The organism is Variovorax sp. 05T418 (assembly GCF_056396385.1).
Window position 1 is genome coordinate 261,944 of the sequence record NZ_JBFTLJ010000004.1, and the last position, 19,584, is coordinate 281,527.

The 19,584-nt window shown below is 68.2% G+C and carries 21 protein-coding genes and 1 pseudogene; 15 read left to right on the top strand and 7 right to left on the bottom strand.

Features of this window, described 5'->3' with window-relative positions; genetic code table 11:
- Window positions 1-15 precede the first annotated feature (15 nt).
- From AC1DMS_RS09740 to AC1DMS_RS09765, 6 genes are read left to right on the top strand one after another with little or no spacing between them, the layout of a single operon-like run.
- Window positions 16-939, top strand: a complete 924-nt coding sequence (locus tag AC1DMS_RS09740) for an alpha/beta fold hydrolase (RefSeq protein WP_478180935.1) — start codon at window positions 16-18, stop codon at window positions 937-939.
- Window positions 939-1,814 carry an S-formylglutathione hydrolase gene (gene fghA / locus AC1DMS_RS09745; protein ID WP_436035445.1) on the top strand — a complete coding sequence of 292 codons (876 nt, stop codon included), beginning with the start codon at window positions 939-941 and terminating at the stop codon, window positions 1,812-1,814. Before AC1DMS_RS09740 ends, fghA begins: the two co-directional genes overlap by 1 nt.
- A 36-nt stretch (window positions 1,815-1,850) precedes the next feature.
- On the top strand, window positions 1,851-2,354 hold the full coding sequence (locus tag AC1DMS_RS09750; RefSeq protein ID WP_223262442.1) for a GNAT family N-acetyltransferase: 504 nt from the start codon (window positions 1,851-1,853) through the stop codon (window positions 2,352-2,354).
- Between the two features lie 26 nt (window positions 2,355-2,380).
- Entirely contained in the window at window positions 2,381-2,770 is a 390-nt protein-coding gene (locus AC1DMS_RS09755; RefSeq protein WP_025569733.1) for a VOC family protein, read from the top strand.
- A 19-nt stretch (window positions 2,771-2,789) separates the two neighbouring features.
- The gene (locus tag AC1DMS_RS09760; protein WP_012746840.1) at window positions 2,790-3,176 is read left to right on the top strand and encodes a TfoX/Sxy family protein; all 387 of its coding nucleotides are present in this window, start codon (window positions 2,790-2,792) and stop codon (window positions 3,174-3,176) included.
- Window positions 3,173-3,784, top strand: coding sequence for a 3'-5' exonuclease (locus AC1DMS_RS09765; RefSeq protein WP_278879184.1), 612 nt, complete (start codon window positions 3,173-3,175; stop codon window positions 3,782-3,784). Before AC1DMS_RS09760 ends, AC1DMS_RS09765 begins: the two co-directional genes overlap by 4 nt.
- On the opposite strand, the gene AC1DMS_RS09770 is transcribed toward AC1DMS_RS09765, so the two are convergent.
- Together AC1DMS_RS09770 and AC1DMS_RS09775 are read right to left on the bottom strand one after the other, a co-directional pair.
- Window positions 3,781-4,509: an alpha/beta fold hydrolase gene (locus AC1DMS_RS09770; RefSeq protein ID WP_478180936.1), complete on the bottom strand. Its 729-nt coding sequence runs from the start codon at window positions 4,507-4,509 to the stop codon at window positions 3,781-3,783. The two genes, AC1DMS_RS09765 and AC1DMS_RS09770, sit on opposite strands and share 4 nt — an antisense overlap.
- 123 nt (window positions 4,510-4,632) lie before the next feature.
- Window positions 4,633-5,607: an AraC-like ligand-binding domain-containing protein gene (locus AC1DMS_RS09775; protein WP_478180937.1), complete on the bottom strand. Its 975-nt coding sequence runs from the start codon at window positions 5,605-5,607 to the stop codon at window positions 4,633-4,635.
- A 119-nt stretch (window positions 5,608-5,726) separates the two neighbouring features.
- Here AC1DMS_RS09775 and gnd point away from each other — a divergent pair, with 119 nt between their 5' ends.
- Entirely contained in the window at window positions 5,727-7,151 is a 1,425-nt protein-coding gene (gene gnd / locus AC1DMS_RS09780) for a decarboxylating NADP(+)-dependent phosphogluconate dehydrogenase (RefSeq protein ID WP_478180938.1), read from the top strand.
- Between the two features lie 241 nt (window positions 7,152-7,392).
- Here the strand turns inward: gnd and AC1DMS_RS09785 are convergent, their stop codons facing one another.
- Window positions 7,393-8,487 carry a PA0069 family radical SAM protein gene (locus tag AC1DMS_RS09785; RefSeq protein ID WP_478180939.1) on the bottom strand — a complete coding sequence of 365 codons (1,095 nt, stop codon included), beginning with the start codon at window positions 8,485-8,487 and terminating at the stop codon, window positions 7,393-7,395.
- Between the two features lie 118 nt (window positions 8,488-8,605).
- Between AC1DMS_RS09785 and AC1DMS_RS09790 the strand changes: the two genes are divergently transcribed.
- Genes AC1DMS_RS09790 through AC1DMS_RS09810 form a run of 5 tightly spaced genes read left to right on the top strand, consistent with a single transcriptional unit; the run spans window position 8,606 to window position 12,125 of the window.
- Window positions 8,606-9,211: a GbsR/MarR family transcriptional regulator gene (locus AC1DMS_RS09790; RefSeq protein ID WP_012746834.1), complete on the top strand. Its 606-nt coding sequence runs from the start codon at window positions 8,606-8,608 to the stop codon at window positions 9,209-9,211.
- Window positions 9,212-9,268: 57 nt separating this feature from the next.
- A complete protein-coding gene (locus AC1DMS_RS09795; RefSeq protein WP_478180940.1) occupies window positions 9,269-9,694 on the top strand; it encodes a thiol-disulfide oxidoreductase DCC family protein in 426 nt (141 codons plus the stop codon).
- A 17-nt stretch (window positions 9,695-9,711) separates the two neighbouring features.
- A complete protein-coding gene (locus tag AC1DMS_RS09800) occupies window positions 9,712-10,671 on the top strand; it encodes an SAM-dependent methyltransferase (RefSeq protein ID WP_478180941.1) in 960 nt (319 codons plus the stop codon).
- 32 nt (window positions 10,672-10,703) lie between these two features.
- The gene (locus tag AC1DMS_RS09805) at window positions 10,704-11,756 is read left to right on the top strand and encodes an SRPBCC domain-containing protein (RefSeq protein ID WP_478180942.1); all 1,053 of its coding nucleotides are present in this window, start codon (window positions 10,704-10,706) and stop codon (window positions 11,754-11,756) included.
- 21 nt (window positions 11,757-11,777) lie between these two features.
- Complete coding sequence (locus AC1DMS_RS09810; RefSeq protein WP_012746830.1) at window positions 11,778-12,125, top strand: DOPA 4,5-dioxygenase family protein; 348 nt, start codon at window positions 11,778-11,780, stop codon at window positions 12,123-12,125.
- On the opposite strand, the gene AC1DMS_RS09815 is transcribed toward AC1DMS_RS09810, so the two are convergent.
- Together AC1DMS_RS09815 and AC1DMS_RS09820 are read right to left on the bottom strand one after the other, a co-directional pair.
- The gene (locus tag AC1DMS_RS09815; RefSeq protein ID WP_278874674.1) at window positions 12,126-13,475 is read right to left on the bottom strand and encodes an aromatic ring-hydroxylating oxygenase subunit alpha; all 1,350 of its coding nucleotides are present in this window, start codon (window positions 13,473-13,475) and stop codon (window positions 12,126-12,128) included.
- A 22-nt stretch (window positions 13,476-13,497) separates the two neighbouring features.
- Window positions 13,498-14,493, bottom strand: a complete 996-nt coding sequence (locus AC1DMS_RS09820; protein ID WP_278874678.1) for a Bug family tripartite tricarboxylate transporter substrate binding protein — start codon at window positions 14,491-14,493, stop codon at window positions 13,498-13,500.
- A gap of 112 nt (window positions 14,494-14,605) precedes the next feature.
- Between AC1DMS_RS09820 and AC1DMS_RS09825 the strand changes: the two genes are divergently transcribed.
- On the top strand, window positions 14,606-15,427 hold the full coding sequence (locus tag AC1DMS_RS09825) for a helix-turn-helix domain-containing protein (protein ID WP_478180943.1): 822 nt from the start codon (window positions 14,606-14,608) through the stop codon (window positions 15,425-15,427).
- 25 nt (window positions 15,428-15,452) lie between these two features.
- Here the strand turns inward: AC1DMS_RS09825 and AC1DMS_RS09830 are convergent.
- A pseudogene (locus AC1DMS_RS09830) lies at window positions 15,453-16,109 on the bottom strand (glutathione S-transferase).
- Between the two features lie 99 nt (window positions 16,110-16,208).
- Here AC1DMS_RS09830 and AC1DMS_RS09835 point away from each other — a divergent pair.
- The gene (locus tag AC1DMS_RS09835) at window positions 16,209-17,426 is read left to right on the top strand and encodes a polyhydroxyalkanoate depolymerase (protein WP_436035425.1); all 1,218 of its coding nucleotides are present in this window, start codon (window positions 16,209-16,211) and stop codon (window positions 17,424-17,426) included.
- A gap of 22 nt (window positions 17,427-17,448) precedes the next feature.
- On the opposite strand, the gene AC1DMS_RS09840 is transcribed toward AC1DMS_RS09835, so the two are convergent.
- Window positions 17,449-18,405: a LysR family transcriptional regulator gene (locus tag AC1DMS_RS09840; RefSeq protein WP_478180944.1), complete on the bottom strand. Its 957-nt coding sequence runs from the start codon at window positions 18,403-18,405 to the stop codon at window positions 17,449-17,451.
- Window positions 18,406-18,489: 84 nt separating this feature from the next.
- On the opposite strand from AC1DMS_RS09840, the gene add reads away from it, so the two are divergent.
- Entirely contained in the window at window positions 18,490-19,584 is a 1,095-nt protein-coding gene (add, locus tag AC1DMS_RS09845) for an adenosine deaminase (protein ID WP_478180945.1), read from the top strand.

Consider the following 19,584-nt stretch of genomic DNA (forward strand, 5'->3'; position numbering starts at 1 on the left):
AGGAGAGCGCCCGCCATGAACCGCATGGAGCCCCTGCGCAAGATCGAAGCGGGCGTCCTCGAGATCGCCTACTACGAAACGGGGCCCTCGGACGGCGCGCCCGTGCTGCTGATGCACGGCTTTCCGTACGACATCCACACCTATGCGGAAGTCGCGCCGATGCTCGCCGGGCAAGGCTGCCGCGTGATCGTCCCGTACATGCGCGGCTACGGTGCCACGCGCTTCCTGCGCGATGCCACGCCGCGCTCGGGCGAACAGGCGGCCTTCGGCGCCGATTTGCTCGCGCTGCTCGACGCGCTGGAGATCGACCGCGCGGTGCTCGCCGGCTACGACTGGGGCGGCCGCGCCGCCTGCGTGGTGGCGGCGCTGTGGCCCGGGCGCTGCGCGGGCCTGGTCTCGCTCAACAGCTACAACATCCAGAACATCGCCAAGGCGATGGAGCCGGACACGCCCGAGAACGAGCACAGCCTCTGGTACCAGTACTACTTCCACAGCGAGCGCGGCCGCGCCGGCCTCGCGAAGGACCGCAGGGCACTCACGCGGCTGCTGTGGCGGCTCTGGTCGCCGACCTGGAAGTTCGACGACGCCACCTTCGAGCGCAGCGCCGCGGCCTTCGACCATCCTGATTTCGTCGAGGTGGTGATCCACTCGTACCGGCACCGCTTCGGCCTGGTGGCGGGCGACCCGGCCTATGCGGACATCGAACGCCGCCTGGCCGCGCAGCCCGCGATCACCGTGCCCACCATCACCTTCGACGGCATCGACGACGGCGTGCGGCCGCCCGCCGATGCCTCGGCCCACGCGCAGCGCTTCAGCGGCCCGCGTTCGCACCGCCTGGTGCCCGGCGCAGGCCACAACCTGCCGCAGGAGGCGCCGCGCATCTTTGCCGACGCCGTGCTCGAACTCGTGCCCGCCTTGCGGCACCACAACACCCTCTGATGACCGACTCCCTCAAGACCCTTTCCGAGCACCATGCCTTCGGCGGCGTGCAGAGCTTCCACGAGCATGCCTCGCACGAGATCGGCCTGCCGATGCGCTTTTCGGTCTACCTGCCGCCGCAGGCTGCGCAGGAGCGCGTGCCGGCCCTTCTTTACCTTGCGGGGCTGACCTGCAACGAGGAAACCTTTGCAGTGAAGGCCGGCGCGCAGCGCATGGCCGCCAGCCTGGGCCTGGCGCTGATCGCGCCCGACACCAGCCCGCGCGGCAGCATCGCCGAAAACCTGCCCGGTGCCACCGCCCACTGGGACTTCGGCGTTGGCGCAGGCTTCTACCTCGATGCCACCGAATCGCCCTGGTCCACCCACTGGCGCATGGAAAGCTGGATCGTGCACGAGTTGCTGCCGTTGGTGGGGAGGCACTTTGCCATCGACGACCAGCACCTGGGCATCTTCGGCCATTCGATGGGCGGCCACGGTGCGCTCACGCTGGCGCTGCGGCACCCGGGACGCTTCAAGTCGCTGTCGGCCTTTGCGCCCATCTGCGCGCCCACGCAATGCCCATGGGGCCAGAAGGCGTTCGGCGGCTACCTGGGCGAGCCCGGCGGCGACCGCGCGCAATGGCTCGCGCACGACGCCAGCGCGCTCATGAAGTCGCAGACCGCCGCGCCCTATCCGCAAGGCATATTGGTCGACCAGGGACTGGCTGACAAATTCCTGGCCGAGCAGCTCAACCCCGAAGCCTTCGAGGCCGCCTGCTTTGCCGCCGGCCAGCCGCTCACGCTGCGCCGCCATGCGGGCTACGACCACGGCTACTACTTCATCCAGACCTTCATGGCGGACCACATCGCGCACCACGCGCAGACGCTGCGCGGCTGATCGACCGCGGCCCACGGCCGGCTTATCATGGGGCGCATGTCCGCAGCACAGATTCCCGCCTTCCAGTTGCGGTCCCGCGACGGCGCCGCCGAAGAGAGCCTGGCACTGGCCGGCATCTGGCGCCGCGCCTGGATCGCGGCCAACCGGAATGCCGCCGTCATCGAGCCGATCACGCATTGGCTGCGGCGCGTGCAAACCGAATTCGTACCGCCCGCCGACGTGGTGCTGGCCGAGCGCGAAGGCCAGGTGCTCGCCTTCATGGTGCTGCTGGTGCGGCGCGAATACGTGGCGCAGCTGTTCGTCGAACCTCATCTTCGCAACCAGGGCCTCGGGCAGGCGCTGCTCGACGAAGCCAGCGTGCGCATGCCGCTCGGCTGGAAGCTTCACGTGGCCACCAGCAACACTGCGGCGCAGCGCTTCTACGAACGCTACGGCCTGGTGCGCGGCGCGGTCGACCGGCACCCGGCCAGCGGACGCGAACGGGTCGCCTACCATTGGTATCCGGCGAGCCCGCCGCGGCAGCCGCGTCGCACCGGCTGAGCGCCTTCTTTCCCTGCCCTTTCTCCATGCGCATCGATCACATCGCCCTCTGGACCACCGATCTCGAACGCTGCAAGCGCTTCTACGTCGACTACTTCGGCGCCACGGCCGGGGCGGGCTATGCCAATCCGGCCAAGGGCTTTGCCTCTTGCTTCCTGAGCCTGGGCGACGGTGCGCGCATCGAGGCCATGACCACCCGCACGCTCTCGCCGGTGCCCGCCGAACCCGGCGCCCAGCGCATGGGCTGGACGCACTTGGCCATCAGCGTGGGTTCGGAGGCTGCCGTCGATGAACTGACGCAGCGGCTCAAGTCGGACGGCTACCCGCTGCTCGACGGCCCGCGCCGCACCGGCGACGGCTACTACGAGAGCGTGGTGCTCGACCCCGACGGCAACCGCATCGAGATCACCGCATGAGCCGCACAAAGCCTGCCCGATGAGCGAATTCGTACAGAGCCTGCACGAAGTCTTCGAGCGCCTCGGCCGCATCGAAACGCGCCGCATGTTCGGCGGCCACGGCGTGTGGCACGAGGGCCGCATGATCGCGCTTGTTGCCAAGGACACGCTCTACCTCAAGTCCGATGCCGGCAGCGCCGAGCATTTCGACAAGCTGGACCTGCCGCCCTTCACCTATGTGCGCGAAGGCAAGGCCATGCCGATGTCATACCGGCTCGCGCCGGCCGATCTTTTCGAAGACCGCGAGGAAGCCGCGCTCTGGGGCCGCCGCGCCTACGAGGCAGCCCTGCGTTCGGGCCAGCCGCCGAAGAAGAAAACCGCCAGGAAAGCCCCGGTGAAGAAGAAAAAGAAAGCAGCCTCCTCGTGAGCGACAACCCTCCCGCATTGCCGCCCCTCCCCGAACGCGAGCAGATCGCGCTGCTCGAACCCTTCGAGGGCCTGGGCCTGAAAGACATCGTGGTCGTCTCCACGCTGCAGGACGCCGAACATGCCGCCGCCGAATTGCTGGCCGCCGGCGTGGCCGGCTTCGACACCGAATCCAAGCCCACCTTTGCGAAGAACGAGGTCTCGGGCGGCCCGCACGTGGTGCAGTTCGCCACGCGCGAAACGGCCTGGCTGTTCCAACTGCACCGCACCGAATGCAATCCGGTGGTCGCAACGCTGATTGCTTCCACCGAACTGCGCAAGGTCGGCTTCGGCCTTTCGACCGATCTCACGCTGATACGCAACCGCCTCAACATCGAGCCGAAGGCGGTGTTCGACATCGACAGCGAGTTCCGCCACCGCGGCTACCGCAAGTCGGTCGGCGTGAAGGCGGCCGTGGCGCTGGTCTTCAACCAGCGCTTCGTCAAGTCGCGCAAGGCGACCACCTCTAACTGGGCCAACAGGCAGCTGACCGAAGCGCAGATGCGCTACGCGGCCAACGACGCCTATGCATCGATCCGCGTGTTCGATGCGCTGTTCGGCAAGCCCTAGTCCCGCCCCGCCTCCAGGATCGCCTGCGCCAGGCGCTTCGGGTTCGAGAAGAACATCTCGTGGCTGCCGGGGCACTCCACCAGCCTGAACAACCCGAGCCGCTCCGACAGGCGCGGATGCCACGGCAAGCCGTGCGGCATGGCCGTGTCCTGCAGGCAGTTGAGGTACGACTTGCCGATCTGCAGCGCCGCCAGCGGCTCGCGCAGCCGGATCTTGTCGGTGAAGGTGCGGTAGGGATGCGGGTTCAGCCGCTCGTAGCTGGCCTGCGCGAGCGGCAGGTCTGCGTCGTTGATGAAGGCTTCGCGCCAGATCTCGAACGGCAGGCTCACCGCATTGCCATTGGCCGCGGCCACGGCGTCGAACATCGCGACGTAGTGCGGGGGCACCATGTCGTTGAGCGATTCGCCATCGAGCGGCACGAAGGCGTTGACGTAGACCAGGCGCCGCAGCCGCTGCGCGATGCGGTCCGCCACGCCCGAGATCACCATGCCGCCGTAGCTGTGGCCCACCAGGCGAACGTTCACCAGGTCGTGCTCCTCGATGAAGCGAACGGCCGAGTCGATCGCATCGACGAGGCTGGTGCGCGAGCGGTCGTCGCCGGGGCGGTTGCCCGCGAGCGTGGGGCAATGCACGTGGTGGCCGGGCTCGCGCAGGCCGGCGGCCACGGCCTCCATCTCGGCGCCGGTGTGCCAGGCGCCGTGGATCAGGACATAGGTGTCGGACATGGGTGTCTCCTTCTTTATCGTCGTCGTTGAATTGGGACGACTTTAGGAAACACGGGGCGGCGCGAATGGCCGCTCGCTGCCAGGCCCATGGCCGATTTGCGCCTGCGCTGCCTTGTTTTTGCCTCAGCGCTGGCGCCGCCAGGCACCCGGCGTCATGCCGAGATGCCGGCTGAATTGGCGAACGAAGTGGGACGCATCGGCGAGCCCGACGCGCAAGCCGATTTCCGCAATGCTCAGGCGATCGAAGCGCGCATCGCCAAGCATGCGCCGCGCCACCTGCATGCGAAAGCCGGTCAGCGCGGCGGCGAAGGTGGTCGACCCTTCGCACAGGCAGCGGTGCAGGCTGCGCTCCGAGATGCCCAGTCCGCGTGCCACGCCGGCAGCCGTCAGGCCCGGCTCGGCATGGCGTTCGCGCGTGGCGTCGAGCACGCGGCGGCGCAGCGCGGCACGGGCGCTTTCGCTGGGCGCGGCCGGCCCGCCCGCTTCGCATGCCGCGCCGGCGGCAAGTGCGAGCAACCCGCCAAGGTGATCGGTCAGCAAGGCCGCGGGCAGCGGCGGCTTCAAAGCGCCCTGCGGAGAAAGCTGCTGGGCAAAGCCGCTCAGCACACGGCCCCAGCCGGACTGCCCGTCGATGCGCCGCGCCACCTGGCCGCCGGCATCGGGGAGCCACGACTCGACCCACGCGGTCGGCAGTTCGAGCGACAGCGTATCGGCGGACTGGAGCAGGCGAAGTTCATAGCAGCGCCGCGAATCGACCAGCACCAGGTCGCCCGGCAGCATGCGCGCCGAGCGGCCGTCCTGCACGGCGACCCAGGGCGAATCGGTCTTGCACAGCAGGTAATAGTAGTTGCTGCGGCTCTGGGCAATGGCCCGGCGCCTGCGGTACACGTCCTGCGCGCTGCCGCGGACCCGGTTCACGCCGATGGCACCCAGCGGTGCGGATTCGAGCGTGGCGCCGAAGCTGCCGGCCAGGGCACTGGTCACGTCCATTTCGAGAAAGCCTTCGCACACCGCGTCGATCCAGTAGTCCAGCCGCTGCGCCGGGGGCACGGCGTCGGTGGACCAGGTGTGGACCGCGGGCGAGGCATTTGCGTTCATCGCGCCAACATACCCAAGCCGCGCGCGCTTGCCAAGCGGGTATAGACGCCCTCCCACGGCAGCGCCCCGGCGCCCCCGGCACAATGCCCGTCACATCCACCGCAGACGAAAGAAGGGCCATGAGCAACAACAAAAGCGATTTCGGATTGATCGGCCTGGCCGTGATGGGCCAGAACCTGGTGCTGAACGTGGAAAGCCGCGGCTTCCAGGTCAGCGTGTACAACCGCACCGAAGCCACCACCGAGGCCTTCGTGGCCGCCAACCCCGGCAAGAAGCTGGTCGGCGCGAAGACGCTGGAAGAGTTCGTGCAGAGCCTGGCACGGCCGCGCAAGATCCAGATCATGGTGAAGGCCGGCGCGCCGGTCGACCAGGTCATCGAGCAGCTGATCCCGCTGCTCGACAAGGACGACATCGTGATCGACGGCGGCAACAGCCTCTACACCGACACCGAGCGCCGCGACGCGTACCTTGCCACCAAGGGCCTGCGCTTCATCGGCGCCGGCGTCTCGGGCGGCGAGGAAGGCGCGCGCAAGGGTCCGTCGATCATGCCGGGCGGACCGCTTTCCACCTGGGAAGTGATGAAGCCGATCTTCGAGAGCATCGCGGCCAAGGTCGACGGCGAGCCCTGCGTGATCCACATCGGCCCCGGCGGCGCGGGCCACTACGTGAAGATGGTGCACAACGGCATCGAGTACGGCGACATGCAGCTGATCTGCGAGGCCTACAGCCTGTTCAAGGCGGCCGGCTTCAGCACCGACGAGATGGCCGCGGTCTTCAACGAATGGAACGAGGGCGAGCTGCAGAGTTACCTGATCCAGATCACCGCCAAGGCGCTCGAGCAGAAGGACCCGGAAACCGGCCAGCCGATCGTCGAACTCATTCTCGACAAGGCCGGCCAGAAGGGCACGGGGCAGTGGACGCTGGTCAACGCGGCCGAGAACGCGGTGGTCATCAGCACCATCAACGCCGCCGTGGAGGCGCGCGTGCTGTCGTCGCAGAAGACAGCGCGCGTGGCGGCCAGCAAGCTGCTGCAGGGGCCGAAGGCCGAACTCTCGCTCGGCAAGAAGGCGCTGGTGGCCAAGGTGCACGATGCGCTCTATGCCTCGAAGGTGGTCAGCTACACGCAGGGCTTCGACCTGATCCAGACCATGGGCGAGAAGAAGGCGTGGAAGCTCGACCTCGGCGGCATCGCGGCCATCTGGCGCGGCGGCTGCATCATCCGCGCGCGCTTCCTGAACCGCATCACCGACGCCTACCGCGCCGACCCGTCACTGGGCAACCTGATGCTCGACCCCTTCTTCAAGGACCTGCTCAACCGCACGCAGCAGAACTGGCGCGAGGTGGTGGCGCTGGCGGTGGGCAACGGCATTCCGGTGCCGGCGTTCAGCGCCTCGCTCGCCTACTACGACAGCTACCGCACCGAGCGGCTGCCCGCGAACCTGCTGCAGGCGCAGCGGGACTTCTTCGGGGCCCACACCTATGAGCGCGTGGACAAGCCGGCCGGCGAGTTCTTCCACACCAACTGGCCGGAAGTCATCGGCTGACCCCCTTGCAAATCAGACCGCCGGCAACCAGGCCTTCACTTGCCCGACCGGTGCCCCCAGCGGCTCGGTCGCGCAGCGCGGCGCCGAGGCTCGATTTGCTGCAGCCCGAAACACCCATCGCGACCAGCGACGGCCCGTTCATACATACCCTTCCTGGTGAAACCGCGGGGGTATTTCTCCGCGCATCGGCGGGACTTGAATCCGCCTTCCGTCGGGACAGGCGCCACCGCCGCGGCCCATCCTAGAACAGGCTGCCCTGCCCCGCTGCGCCAGGCGGCCGGAACGCGCCGAGGTCGAGCGCAATGCGCTCGCGGTTGAAGCCGATGCGGTTCGCCGCCTTCTCGAAGCGCTGGCGGATCAGGTCGGCCCACAACCCGGAGCCCTTCATGCGGGTGGCGAAGTCGGCGTCGTAGTCCTTGCCGCCGCGCATCTCGTGGATGCGCGCCATGATGCGGTCCGCGCGCTGCGGGTAGTGCAGCTCGAGCCATTGCTTGAAGAGCGGCGCCACCTCCCAGGGCAGCCGGATCACCGTGTAGAAGGCGTTGCGCGCACCGGCGCCCCAGGCGGCTTCGAGCACCTGTTCCATGTCTTCGTTGACGAAGGGAATCTGCGGCGCCACGCTCACACCCACCGGCACGCCCGCCTCGGCCAGGGTGCGTATGGTGCGCAGCCGCCGGTGCGGCGCGGCGGCGCGCGGCTCCAGCTTGCGGGCCAGCTCGCCGTCGAGCGTGGTCACGGTGATGTACACCGCGGCCAGGTGCTCGGCGGCCATGGGCGCGATCAGGTCGAGGTCGCGCTCCACCGCGCTCGACTTGGTAACCAGCGCAAACGGATGCCGCGTTTCCTTTAGCAGCTCGATCACCGAACGGGTGAGCCGCAGTTCGCGTTCGATGGGCTGGTAGCAATCGGTGGCGGTGCCGATCGCGATGTGGCTGGGCCGGTAGCTCCTGCGGCCGAGTTCGGCACGCAGCACCTCGACGATGTTGCGCTTGGCGATGAGTTTGGTCTCGAAGTCGAGCCCCGGCGAGAGGTTGAGGTAGCTGTGCGTGGGCCGCGCAAAGCAGTAGATGCAGCCGTGCTCGCAGCCGCGGTAGGGGTTGAGCGAACGGTCGAAGGAAATATCGGGCGAGTCGTTTTCGTTGAGCACCGACTTCACGTCCTCGAAGCGCACTTCGGTGGCGAGCGGCGGCAGGTCGTCGGCTTCGGCCGCGCCTTCTTCGAGCGTGCCCCAGCCGTCGTCGAAGGCATTGCGCTCGTCGCGCGAAAAGCGGTGCGCGAGGTGCGTGGCCGCGCCGCGGCCCTTGATGGCATGGATGGGAATCCGGGCGGCCGGCATGGCAGGTCCTTTCTCTCGAGTACTGTATGTTTACACAGTATTCCAAAGCTTTTCCGCAGGCAAGCTGATTTTTAGTTTCTCTCTTGACAGAAATTTCTAAAATCCTAGACTCCGAGGCATGGAACTCACCGACATCCAACGCAAGTTCGTTCTCCACTGGGGAGAAATGGGCTCCATGTGGGGCGTCAACCGCACGGTCTCGCAGATCCATGCGCTGCTGTTCGCACACGGCAAGCCCATGCATGCGGAAGAGCTCTCCGACACGCTGGGCGTGGCCCGCTCCAACGTGAGCAACAGCCTGAAGGAACTGCAGGCCTGGAACCTCGTGCGCGTGACGCACATCCTGGGCGACCGGCGCGACTATTTCGAAACCAGCGTCGACGTCTGGGAACTGTTCCGCACCGTGGTGCGCGAGCGCAAGGAGCGCGAGTTCGACCCGACCATCCGCGTGCTGCGCGAGATCGTCTCCAGCCCCGACTTCCAGAAGGAGCCCGCCGATGCGCAGGACCGCATCCGCTCCACCATGGACCTCATGAGCAAGCTCGCCACCTGGGCCGACGAGATGCTGCGGCTCTCGCCCGGCACGCTCGACAAGGTGCTGACGCTCGGGGCCAGCGTGCAGAAATTCGTTCGCGGCGATGCGGCGCCGGCGGCCACGCCCGCGGCTCCCAAGAAGGATGGCGACGACCCCGATGCCCACCATGCCAGCCTGCCGATGATCTGAGCCGCTCTTTTTTTGCCTCATCATTTCTGTTTTGACAGAAACAACGAAAACAAACTCATGCGCGCCATCGCCACCTACCCGCTGACCGTCTACTTCGATGCCACCTGCGTCCTGTGCACGGCAGAAATGAACGCAATGAAGGCGCGCGATGCCTCGGCCCGCCTGAACCTCGTCGACTGCTCACCCGCCGGCTTCGACGCGGGCCCCGCCCCGCGCGAGGCGCTGATGACCGCCATCCACGCCGTCGACGCCGCAGGGCAGCTGTTCGTGGGCGTTCCCGCCATCCGCGCCTGCCGCGATGCCGTCGGGCTGCCAAGCGGCAGCCTGCTGCTCGACCTGCCGCTCATCGCGCCGCTGGCCGACCGCGCCTATGCGGTGCTCGCGCGCAACCGCTACCGGCTGCCGCGCTGGCTGGTGGCCCTGCTCGCGGGCAAGGCCCCGCGCTCATCCCGCACCTGCGCCGGCGGCAATTGCCGGATCTGAAAAAAAAAGGAGCTCTCGTGACCAAGGTCTTCCAGCCCGATTTCCGTCCTGCCGCCGCGCGCACCGCGCCTCCGGCATCCGCGGCACCCGAGGCCTCCATCACCAAGGCCGACACGCAGGACTATTTCACCGAGGTGGCCGACGACTACCGCGCATGGAGTCCCAGCTACAACATGCACTTCGGCTTCTGGCGGCTCGGGCTGAATCCACTGCGGCGCGAAGGCATGCTGGTGGAAATGAACCGCGCCGTCGGCCGCGCGCTCAAGCTCGACCAGCCCCAGCCGGCGCACAAAAGCACGCAGCGCCGCTGCGTGGTCGACCTTGGCTGCGGCGCCGGCGCCACCGCGCGCACGCTGGTGGGCGACGACCCGTCGCTCTTTGCCGTCACGGTCACCAACGTGGCGGTGCAGAACCGCATCGCGCTGCGGCTCGATGCCGGCGCCGGCGTGGCCGACCGCGTGGCGCACATCGAGGCCGACTACACGCGCACCGGCCTGCCCACCGCACAGGCCGACGGCGCCTGGGCCGTGGAAAGCGCCTGCTACGCGAGCGGCACGGCCAAGGCCGATTTCGTGTGCGAGGCGGCCCGCCTGCTGAAGCCCGGCGCACGGCTCGCGGTGATCGACGGCTTCCTGCTGCGCGAGAAGCCCGGCCGCAGCGCCGGCTGGCTGCACCGCCTGTGGGCCGACAGCTGGGCCGTGCCCACGCTGGCGGTGCGGGACGATTTCGTCGCCGCGTTGCGCGACAACGGCTTCGACGACATCGAGGTGCGGTCGCTGCGCTGGCGCGTGGCGCCCAGTGCGCTGCACATCCCGGTGCTGGCCACGCGCTTCGCGCTGGCCGAACTCTGGAAGGCGCGCGGCCGGCTCAGCCCCTGGCGCCGCAAGCACATCGTGGCCAGCTACTGCGCGCTGGTGCTGGGCCTTTTCTGGCGCGATTTCGACTACTGCATGGTGACCGCCCGGCGCAGCGACTGAAAACCAACACATGACGAGGAGAAGAGATCGAGATGAGCACCGAACCCGATGACACCCAACGGCCTGGCCCGGCCGTGCCGGCGCCCGCCGCCGCGCCCGCGATGAGCGGCATCTCCATTCGCCACATGCCCTTCGCCTGGTTCTGGCCTGCGCTGGCCGGTGCCCTGGTGGCATTGCTGCTGCGCATCGCATTCAGCGGTGGACCGGGCCAGCGCTTCTCGGCGATGCTCGGCTCGTTCATCTACCTCGCGCCTGCCGTGTGCGGCGCGGTCACGGTCTACATGGCCGAGCGCATCGGACGGCGCAGCTGGGGCTACTACCTCTGGATGCCCTGGATCTCCACGGCCCTGTTCCTGGCCGGCACATTGGCCATCTTCATCGAAGGCCTCGTCTGTGCGGTCGTGATCATTCCGCTTTTCGCGTTCATGGGCAGCCTCGGCGGCCTCGCGATGGGCATCGTCTGCCGCATCACGAACTGGCCCCGGCCTGCGCTCTACAGCTTCGCCTTGCTGCCGCTGGTCTTCGGCGCCGTCGAGGCACAGTGGCCCAACCCCGAGCAGGTCTCGGGCACCTCGCGCACCCTCTTCATTGCCGCGCCCGCCGAACGCGTGTGGCATGAACTCAACAATGCGCAGGGCATCCGCCCGAGCGAAGTCGGCGATGCCTGGGCCTACCGCATCGGCGTGCCGATGCCGGTGGCGGGCGTGACCCAAGACACGCCCGAAGGCCGCGTGCGCAAGGTGCAGTGGCAAAAGGATGTGCACTTCGACGAAATCATCACCGAGTGGCAGCCGCTGCAGCGCGTGAAGTGGCGCTACCGCTTCTCGCCCGATTCCTTTCCCGCCGGCGCGCTGGACGACCACGTGGTGATCGGCGGCCACTATTTCGACCTGCGCGACTCGGCCTACACGCTGACGCCGCGCGAGGGCGGCACGGAGCTTCGCATCGATGTGTCCTGGCGCGTGAGCACGCGCTTCAACTGGTACGCCGACCGCGTGGCGCAGTTCCTCCTGGGCGACTTCTCCGAGCACATCCTGCGCTTCTACAAGGCGCGCAGCGAAGCGGCCGAAGCGGCCGCCGCCTGAACGGGCCACAATGACCGGACCATGCCGCGCCGCCCCGAAAACCTCTATCCGCAATACCACGCCCACGTCTACTTCGACCCCGCCACGGTGGCCGAGGCCCGGCAGCTGTGCGAACAGGCGGGCCGCGAACTGATGGTGGTGGTCGGCCGCGTGCACGAACGCCTGGTGGGGCCCCACACGCGCTGGAGCTGCCAGCTGGCGTTCGATGCGGCGGAGTTCGACCAGGTGATCGAATGGCTCGAGGCGCACCGCAACGGCCTCGACATCTTCGTGCACGGCGTCACGGGCGACGACTTTGCCGACCACACGGCGCATGCGATGTGGCTCGGCGAAGAGAACCCGCTCGACCTGCGGATGTTCCGGCGCTAGCTAGCCCGCCTGTTCTTCTTCGCTCGCGGGTTGCGGCGTGTGGTGCTCCGCCGCGCTGCCGTGCACCTTGAAGAATTTCGCGCCCTCCACCTTCTGGCCGATCGCGCGTTCGTAGGCCGCGCGCACGTGCTCGGGCTGCCCGGCCTGGCCGAAGAAGTCCTTCAGGTAGGGCCCCAGCAGCGGATGGGCGGCAAGCTCCGCGCGCGGCAGGCCATGGAGCATCTCGTCGCGGCAGGCCGAAGGCAATGGCACGTTGCGGTTCATCGTGGTGTCGCGGATCAGGCCCTTGGGCTCGTGCGCCGGATCGGCCTGCATCGCCTCCAGTTCCTCGAAGAAGCGGCGGCGCATCATCACGATGCCCTTGTCGCTCTGGCCGAGCTTTTCGCGGGTGCGATCGGTGACCGTGCCCTGCCCCACCCAGACCACGAAGTCCTGGTTGGCCACGTGGCTCGTGATCCAGCGGCCGGTGGCCGGATCCTTGATCGGGCCGTACCACGACGGAATGCGCTCCTGCACGTAGGGCTCCTGCTCGGTCGGCACGCGGCTCAGCACCCACAGCACGCTCAGGGTGTTGTGGTCGTCGATGGGCACGCGCCATTCGAAGTGGTGGCCAAGGAAGAAGCCGTTGGGCCACAGCGTGACGCGGCCGGTGGTCCACATCACGTTGTCCTCGCTCTCGCCGCCGCGCAACCGCCGGTAGACGAAGCCGTGCTCGAACTCATCGAACGCGAGCTTCAGGTGGGTTGGCACATAGGGGCCTTCGTCGCCCTGCAGGCGCGTGGTCCAGTTGTTGTGCGTCCACTCGAAATGCACGGGGTCGATGGAATTTTCCTGGCACTGGAACCAGTTGCAGGGGATCTCTGCGAACACGGCCTGCGCGAAACCGTTCCTGAAGTTGAACAGCTCCCAGTCGGGCAGCAGCGGTGCGGGCTGCGGCCCCATGTAGGCCCAGAGCAGCCCGGCCTTTTCCTGCACCGGGTAGGCCTTGATCTTCGTGTTCCTGCGCATGCGCGCGTCCGGGTCCAGCGTTTCCTCGAAGGGCTGGTGCACGCACTGGCCGCTCTGGTCGTACTGCCAGCCGTGGTAGCTGCAGCGCAAGCCGCATTGCTCGACAAAGCCGTAGGACATGTCGGCATTGCGATGCGGGCAGCGGCGGTCCACGAGCCCGTAGTTGCCGCCCAGGTCCTTGTAGAGCACCAGGTCCTCGCCCAGGATGCGCAGCGGCTTGACGGCCTTGTCGTCGAACTCGCTGGCTCCGGCAACCGGATGCCAGTAGCGGCGCAGGTAGTCGCCCATCGGCTTGCCCGGCCCGACCTCGGTCAGCAGGCGGTTCTTCTCTTCGCTCAGCATGTGCTTGTCTCCTTGTTCCAGCTCATTCGGCGCGAATGCCGAATTCCTTCACCAGCTTGCCGAAGCGCTGGTCGTCGTCCGCGATCTGCTGCGCCAGCACCGAGGGCGCGCCGCCGATCGGCTCGATGCCGAGCGCAGCCATGCGGGCCTGCACGTCGGGCATCTTCAGCACTTCGTTGAAGTGGCGGTTCAGGGCCTGCACCAGCTCCACCGGCATGCCCTTGGGGCCCAGCAGGCCCATCCATGCGCTGACATCCACGTCCTTGTAGCCAAGCTCGATCAGCGTGGGCACGGCGGGCATCAGCTTGGTGCGCTGGCGCTCGGCCACCGCCAGCGCAACGAGCTTGCCGCTGGCGATGTGGCCCGCCACCGCGCCGGGGGTGATCCAGCCCACGCCCACGTGTCCGCCGAGCGCGTCGTTCACCACCGGCGCCACGCCGCGATAGGGCGCGTGGGCAATCTGCGTTCCGGCGTCCTTGTTGAAGAGCTCGCCCGCGATGTGCATCGGCGAGCCCGCGCCCGGCGTGCCGTAGCTCAGCGCCTTGCCGGCCCGGGCATCGGCCACCAGCTGCGCCACGTTCTTGATGCCGGTGGACGGCGCGGTCACCAGCAGCAGCGGGATGTTGCCGGTCTTCACGATGGGCGTGAAATCCTTGACCACGTCGTGCGCCACGCCGGGGCCAGCCTTCAGCACATGCTGCGCGATCGGAAAGGTGCTGGGGGTGAACAGCAGCGTGTAGCCGTCCGGTGCGGCCTTGGCGACCCAGGCGTTGCCGATCATGCCGCTGGCACCGGGCCGGTTGTCCACGAGCACCGGCTGCCCGATGCGCAGCGAGAGTTTCTCGGCATAGATGCGCGCGACCGCATCGGTGTCGCCGCCCGCGGGATAGGAAACGACGATGGTGATCGGCCTGGCCGGCCAGGCCTGCGCCATGGCGCCGCCGGCGGCCAGCAGGGCAAGGCTCGATGCGGCGATGGCGGCGGCGGCACGGGCCGCTTCGCGACGGGTGAACTTCATGCTCTGTTTTCCTTTTCAGTGGGACGACGGGTGGGGTCGACGCACTGTAGGAACACGCTGCCGAAGCCAGAAGATATAGTTTCACCAGGTGAACCTTTTTCTGGAGTTCCGCATGTCCGACACCACCGGCGCCCGAAGCGTGAAATCGATCGATGCGCTGCGCCGCGGACTCGACGTGATGCTGGCCATCCAGCGCTCGTCGGCCGCCACGCTGTCGGAACTGCATCGCCAGACCGGCCTCTCGAAGGCCACGCTGCTGCGCATCCTGAAGACACTGCAGCAGGCCGGATGGGCCGAGCGCAGCGAACTCGACAAGCGCTATGTGCCGGCCTCGGCCGCCGGCGAATCGGGGCCCGCGGTGCAATGGCGCGCAAGCCTGTCGGCGCTGGCGGCGCAGTCGCGCGCCACGCTGCAGCGCCTGGTGCCGTGGCCCATCGACCTGGGGGTGCGCGACGGCACGGCCATGCTGATCCTGGACACGGACCGGCCGCGCAATGGCCTGGCGGTGAACTACCGGGCCCTGGGTTTCAGGCCGCCGATGCTGCTGTCGTCGCTCGGGCGCTGCTACCTGTCGTTCTGCCCCGAAGACGAGCGGCGCGAGATTCTCGCGGCGCTGGCCCGCTCGCCCAGCGACACCGACCGCGCCGCGCGCCGCCCCGAGAACATCCGGCGCATGATGGCCCATGCGCGCGACCAGGGCTACGTGGTGCGCGACCCCGCGTCGACGAGCATGGACTCGCCCGACCGCTTCGGCGCGCTCTCGGTGCCGGTGCGCCTGGACACGCTCGTGGTGGGCTGCCTGAGCTGCGCGTGGCTGCCGGCCGTGAAGACCGAGCGCGAGATCGTCTCGGCGCACCTGGCCGACCTGCAGCAGGCGGCGCAGAGCATCGAGCGCAAGCTGCGGCAGGCGGGCTTCGGGCCGCCGCCGGCTTGAAGAAGAACCCGCTCGGAAAACCTGCCTAGAACTCGGCGTCGAGCTCGTCGATTTCCTCGGGCTCTTCCTTCGCGGCGGCCACCCACTCCTGCATGGCGGGCAGGTCCATCACACGCTTGCAGTAGGCGGCGCAAACGCTGTCGAGCGGCACGTCGTAGCTCAGGAAGCGCGTGACCACCGGCGCATACATGGCGTCGGCCATGCCGGGCTGCTTGCCGAAGAGAAAGGGGCCGCCGTAGGTCTTGAGGCATTCGCGCCAGATGGCGACGATGCGGTCGATGTCGGCCTGCGCGCGCGACCAGATCTTGAAGCCGCGGAAGCGGGCCTTGATGTTCATCGGCAAGGCGCCGCGCATCGAGGCAAAGCCCGAATGCATCTCGCCGCAGATGGCGCGGCAATGCGCGCGGGCCGCCGCATCGGCCGGCAGCAGCCCGGCCTTGGGCTTGATCTCGTTCAGGTATTCGCCGATGGCCAGCGTGTCCCACACCTTGACGCCGCCATGCTGCAGCGAGGGCACCAGCATCGACTACGAGAGCAGCAGCATCTCGGCCTTCATGGCCGGGTCGTCGGGCGGGATGATCTTCTCGCTGAAGTCGAGCCCGGCCAGCCTGCACATCAGCCAGCCGCGCAGCGCCCAGGCGCCGTAGTTCTTGCTGCTGATCGTGAGAACGGGTTTGGCCATCGTGGATCTCCTTGGCGGACTGCCTGCTGCCGGTTGGCATCCACGGGGCGTGCAAGGCCTGTGCCACCGCTTGGCCCGCAACTTGCCTGTACTACTTTCATGTTGTACCGGGCCTACCAGAACCAAGCCGACCTGCTTTCGCCCTCCCGGCTCGCAGCCCAGTACCTCGGCCAGGCTCTCTGGAAGGACGGCACCGACCGCACCATGATGCGGCGCATGGCCGCGCAGTTCGAGGTGTTTTCGCGCATGCGGCTGACCCATTCGCGCCCCGACTACGGCATTGCCAGCGTGCCGGTCGATGGCGTGGAAACCCCGGTGCACGAGGAGAAAACGCTGGTCTCGCCCTTCGGCACGCTGCTGCATTTCCGCAAGGACACGCAGGCCGTGCACCCGCCCGTGCTGCTGGTCGCACCACTGTCGGGCCATTTCGCGACGCTGCTGCGCGAAACCGTGCGCACCCTGCTGCGCGACCACGACGTGTACCTGACCGACTGGCACAACGCGCGCGACGTGCCGCTGTGGCATGGCGGCTTCAGCCTGGACGACTACACGCTGCAGCTCATCCGGTTTCTCGAAGCCGTCGGTCCCGGCGTGCACATGGTCGCGGTCTGCCAGCCCTGCGTGTCCGCGCTGGCGGCCACGGCGCTGATGGCCGAGGACGACAACCCCGCCACGCCGCGCAGCCTCACGCTCATGGCCGGCCCGGTCGATTGCCGCATCAACCCCACGGGGGTGAACGAGCTCGCCAACAGCAAGCCGATCGAGTGGTTCCGCCGCAACCTCATCAGCCATGTGCCATGGCCGCATGCCGGCATGATGCGGCGCGTGTACCCGGGCTTCCTGCAGCTCTCGGCCTTCCTGAGCATGAACCCCGAGCGCCACAAGAAGCAGTTCCAGGACATGGTCCGCCACCTGGTCGAGGGCGACACCGAGAAGGCCCGCACCATCGGCACCTTCTACGACGAGTACCTGGCGGTGAACGACCTGCCGGCCGAGTTCTACCTGGAGACCGTGGAGCGCGTGTTCCAGACCTACGACCTGCCGCGCGGCGTGCTCACCGTGGGCGGCCGCACGGTGAACCCGGCGGCCATCCGCCGCACCGCGCTGCTCACGGTGGAAGGCGAGCGCGACGACATCTGCTCGGTCGGCCAGACGGTGGCGGCGCAAGACCTCTGCACCGGCATCCGGCCCTACCTCAAGGTGCATCACCTGCAGGCCGGCGTGGGTCACTACGGCGTTTTCAGCGGCAGCAAATGGAACGCGCAGATCTACCCGCGCGTGCGCGAAACCATCCACGCCGCGGCCGAGCTGCACTGAGCCTTCGGCCGGACGCCCGGCTTCAGCGCCGGCTGCGCCGCTCCTTCGAGGCCACGCGCCGCACCGCCGCTTCGCCGGCCTGCGGCAGCCGCTCGCGCAGGAACGCGATCAGTTCCTGCGCCGCCACGTTGCGCATCGGCCCCGGCAGGTAGGCCAGCACCACGCGGCGCTCGACGCGCGGCTTCAAGAGCGGCAGCACCACCAGTTCGGGGTCGCGCAGCAGCGCGGTGTAGAGCCGCGGCATCAGCCCCAGCGCCTGGCCGCTGCGCACCAGTGCGTAGAGCGTTTCGGAATAGCTCACGCGGTAGGGCTCGGGGCCTTGCTCGAATTGCGCGCGCGCCGGGTTGCCGAGCGCCGGCATGCTGCCGCTCTCGAACAGCACCAGCCGTTCCTTGCCGATGGCCTCCCAGCTCGCGTCTCCGGCCGCCGCCAGCGCATGGTCGCGGCGCACCACCAGCACCAGCGGATCGCGGAACAGGTCGACGCAGGCCAGCCCGCCCGGCGGCTCGGTGATGGCGGCCACCGCCATGTCGAGCTGGCCGCTGCGCAATTCGGACAGCAAGGTGGTCGAAGGCGCATCGCGCCAGGCGATCTCGAGCTCGCGCTCGCCGGCCTGGAGGAACTCGCTGGCCGCGGCCATCACGCGCGCGCTGGCCGACGGGATCACGCCCACGCGCACGAAAGCCCGGCCACGCTGCACGGTGCTCTCGATGTCGCGCAGCGCCACCTCGAAGGTGTTGACCAGGAAATCGGTGCGCGCCAGCACCTCGGCGCCCACCGGCGTGAGCTCGAGGCGGTGGGTGGAACGGGTCAGCAGCTCGGCGCCGAGCAGTTTTTCCATCTGCTTGATCGCGTTGCTGAGCGCCGGCTGGGTGATGGCCAGCCGGCGCGCCGCGCGGCCGAAGTGCCCTTCTTCCACCAGCACAGAGAAGAACTGGAGCTGGCGCAGCGTGAGCGCCCGGAGCGGCAGGGAGGCCATGGCGTTCCTGTTATCGATTCAATGAATCGAATTATAGAAATTCAAAATTTTGTTTATGAGGCGCCCTTGCCTAGACTGGCCGGCATGACCCGCCCCGCCCCGCCGCCCCTCACGCTGGAATCCATGCTGCATGCGATTCCCAAGGTGGAGCTGCACTGCCACCTGTTCGGCACGGTGCGCCACGAAACCTTCAGGCAGCTCAACCATCGCGCCGGCTCGCCGCTCGCGTCGGAGGAGATCGAAGGCTTCTACACGCGCGGCGAAAAACCGGTGGGCGTGCTGCGCGTGCTGCGCGCGCTCGATGCGCAGCTGGTGCGCAGCCCCGGCGACCTCTACCAGCTGACGCGCGAATACCTCGAGGACGCGGCGGCGCACAACGTGCGCTATGCCGAGTTCTTCTGGAACCCGACTGGCACCGTGCACGCCTCCGGCATCGCCTACCCGATGGCGCAGGGCGCGATCGTCCGCGCGATCCATGACGCGCAGCAGGAGTTCGGCATCACCGGCCGGCTCATTGCCGCCATCGACCGCGAGGCCAGCCCGGAAGCCGCCGTCGAGATGGTGGAATGGGTCAAGGCCCACCGCTGCGACGAGGTGATCGGCATCGGCATCGACTACCGCGAAGTCGACCGGCCGCCCGAACTCTTCGCGCGCGCCTATGCCGAGGCGCGGCGCGCGGGGCTCAAGGCCACCGCGCATGCGGGCGAGTTCGGCATGCCATGGACCAACGTGCGCACCGCGCTCGAGGTGCTGCAGGTGGACCGCATCGACCACGGCTACACGGTGGTCGACCAGCCCGATTTCGCGCGCCGGTGCGCCGAGCGCGGCGTGATCTTCACCGTGGTGCCCACCAACTCCTACTACCTGCGCACCTTGCCCCCGGAGCGCTGGGCGCTCGACCATCCCATTCGCCGCATGCCCGGCCTGGGCCTGCGCATCCACCCCAACACCGACGACCCGACGCTGCACAAGGTCACGCCCACCGAGGCCTGGGTGATGATGGCGCGCGACTTCGGCTTCGGGCTGGACGAGCTGCGCGGCTTCATGCACAACGGGCTCGACGGCGCATGGATCGACGATACGCAACGCCGCGCCTGGCGCACGCAATGGAGCCGCGAGTTCGACACGCTGCGCGCCGGCCTGGCGCCAGCGCCGCAGCATCCCGCCCACCCGCAATGA

Bases quoted from the DNA above. Each gene is read 5' to 3' on its own strand.
- AC1DMS_RS09790 (WP_012746834.1), top strand. From the start codon at position 8,606: ATGGAACTCACCGACATCCAACGCAAGTTCGTTCTCCACTGGGGAGAA.
- AC1DMS_RS09835 (WP_436035425.1), top strand. From the start codon at position 16,209: ATGTTGTACCGGGCCTACCAGAACCAAGCCGACCTGCTTTCGCCCTCC.
- AC1DMS_RS09740 (WP_478180935.1), top strand. From the start codon at position 16: ATGAACCGCATGGAGCCCCTGCGCAAGATCGAAGCGGGCGTCCTCGAG.
- AC1DMS_RS09820 (WP_278874678.1), bottom strand. From the start codon at position 14,493: ATGAAGTTCACCCGTCGCGAAGCGGCCCGTGCCGCCGCCGCCATCGCC.
- fghA (WP_436035445.1), top strand. From the start codon at position 939: ATGACCGACTCCCTCAAGACCCTTTCCGAGCACCATGCCTTCGGCGGC.
- AC1DMS_RS09775 (WP_478180937.1), bottom strand. From the start codon at position 5,607: ATGAACGCAAATGCCTCGCCCGCGGTCCACACCTGGTCCACCGACGCC.
- add (WP_478180945.1), top strand. From the start codon at position 18,490: ATGACCCGCCCCGCCCCGCCGCCCCTCACGCTGGAATCCATGCTGCAT.
- AC1DMS_RS09785 (WP_478180939.1), bottom strand. From the start codon at position 8,487: ATGCCGGCCGCCCGGATTCCCATCCATGCCATCAAGGGCCGCGGCGCG.
- AC1DMS_RS09825 (WP_478180943.1), top strand. From the start codon at position 14,606: ATGTCCGACACCACCGGCGCCCGAAGCGTGAAATCGATCGATGCGCTG.
- AC1DMS_RS09810 (WP_012746830.1), top strand. From the start codon at position 11,778: ATGCCGCGCCGCCCCGAAAACCTCTATCCGCAATACCACGCCCACGTC.
- AC1DMS_RS09815 (WP_278874674.1), bottom strand. From the start codon at position 13,475: ATGCTGAGCGAAGAGAAGAACCGCCTGCTGACCGAGGTCGGGCCGGGC.
- AC1DMS_RS09840 (WP_478180944.1), bottom strand. From the start codon at position 18,405: ATGGCCTCCCTGCCGCTCCGGGCGCTCACGCTGCGCCAGCTCCAGTTC.
- gnd (WP_478180938.1), top strand. From the start codon at position 5,727: ATGAGCAACAACAAAAGCGATTTCGGATTGATCGGCCTGGCCGTGATG.
- AC1DMS_RS09770 (WP_478180936.1), bottom strand. From the start codon at position 4,509: ATGTCCGACACCTATGTCCTGATCCACGGCGCCTGGCACACCGGCGCC.
- AC1DMS_RS09795 (WP_478180940.1), top strand. From the start codon at position 9,269: ATGCGCGCCATCGCCACCTACCCGCTGACCGTCTACTTCGATGCCACC.
- AC1DMS_RS09760 (WP_012746840.1), top strand. From the start codon at position 2,790: ATGAGCGAATTCGTACAGAGCCTGCACGAAGTCTTCGAGCGCCTCGGC.
- AC1DMS_RS09805 (WP_478180942.1), top strand. From the start codon at position 10,704: ATGAGCACCGAACCCGATGACACCCAACGGCCTGGCCCGGCCGTGCCG.
- AC1DMS_RS09750 (WP_223262442.1), top strand. From the start codon at position 1,851: ATGTCCGCAGCACAGATTCCCGCCTTCCAGTTGCGGTCCCGCGACGGC.
- AC1DMS_RS09755 (WP_025569733.1), top strand. From the start codon at position 2,381: ATGCGCATCGATCACATCGCCCTCTGGACCACCGATCTCGAACGCTGC.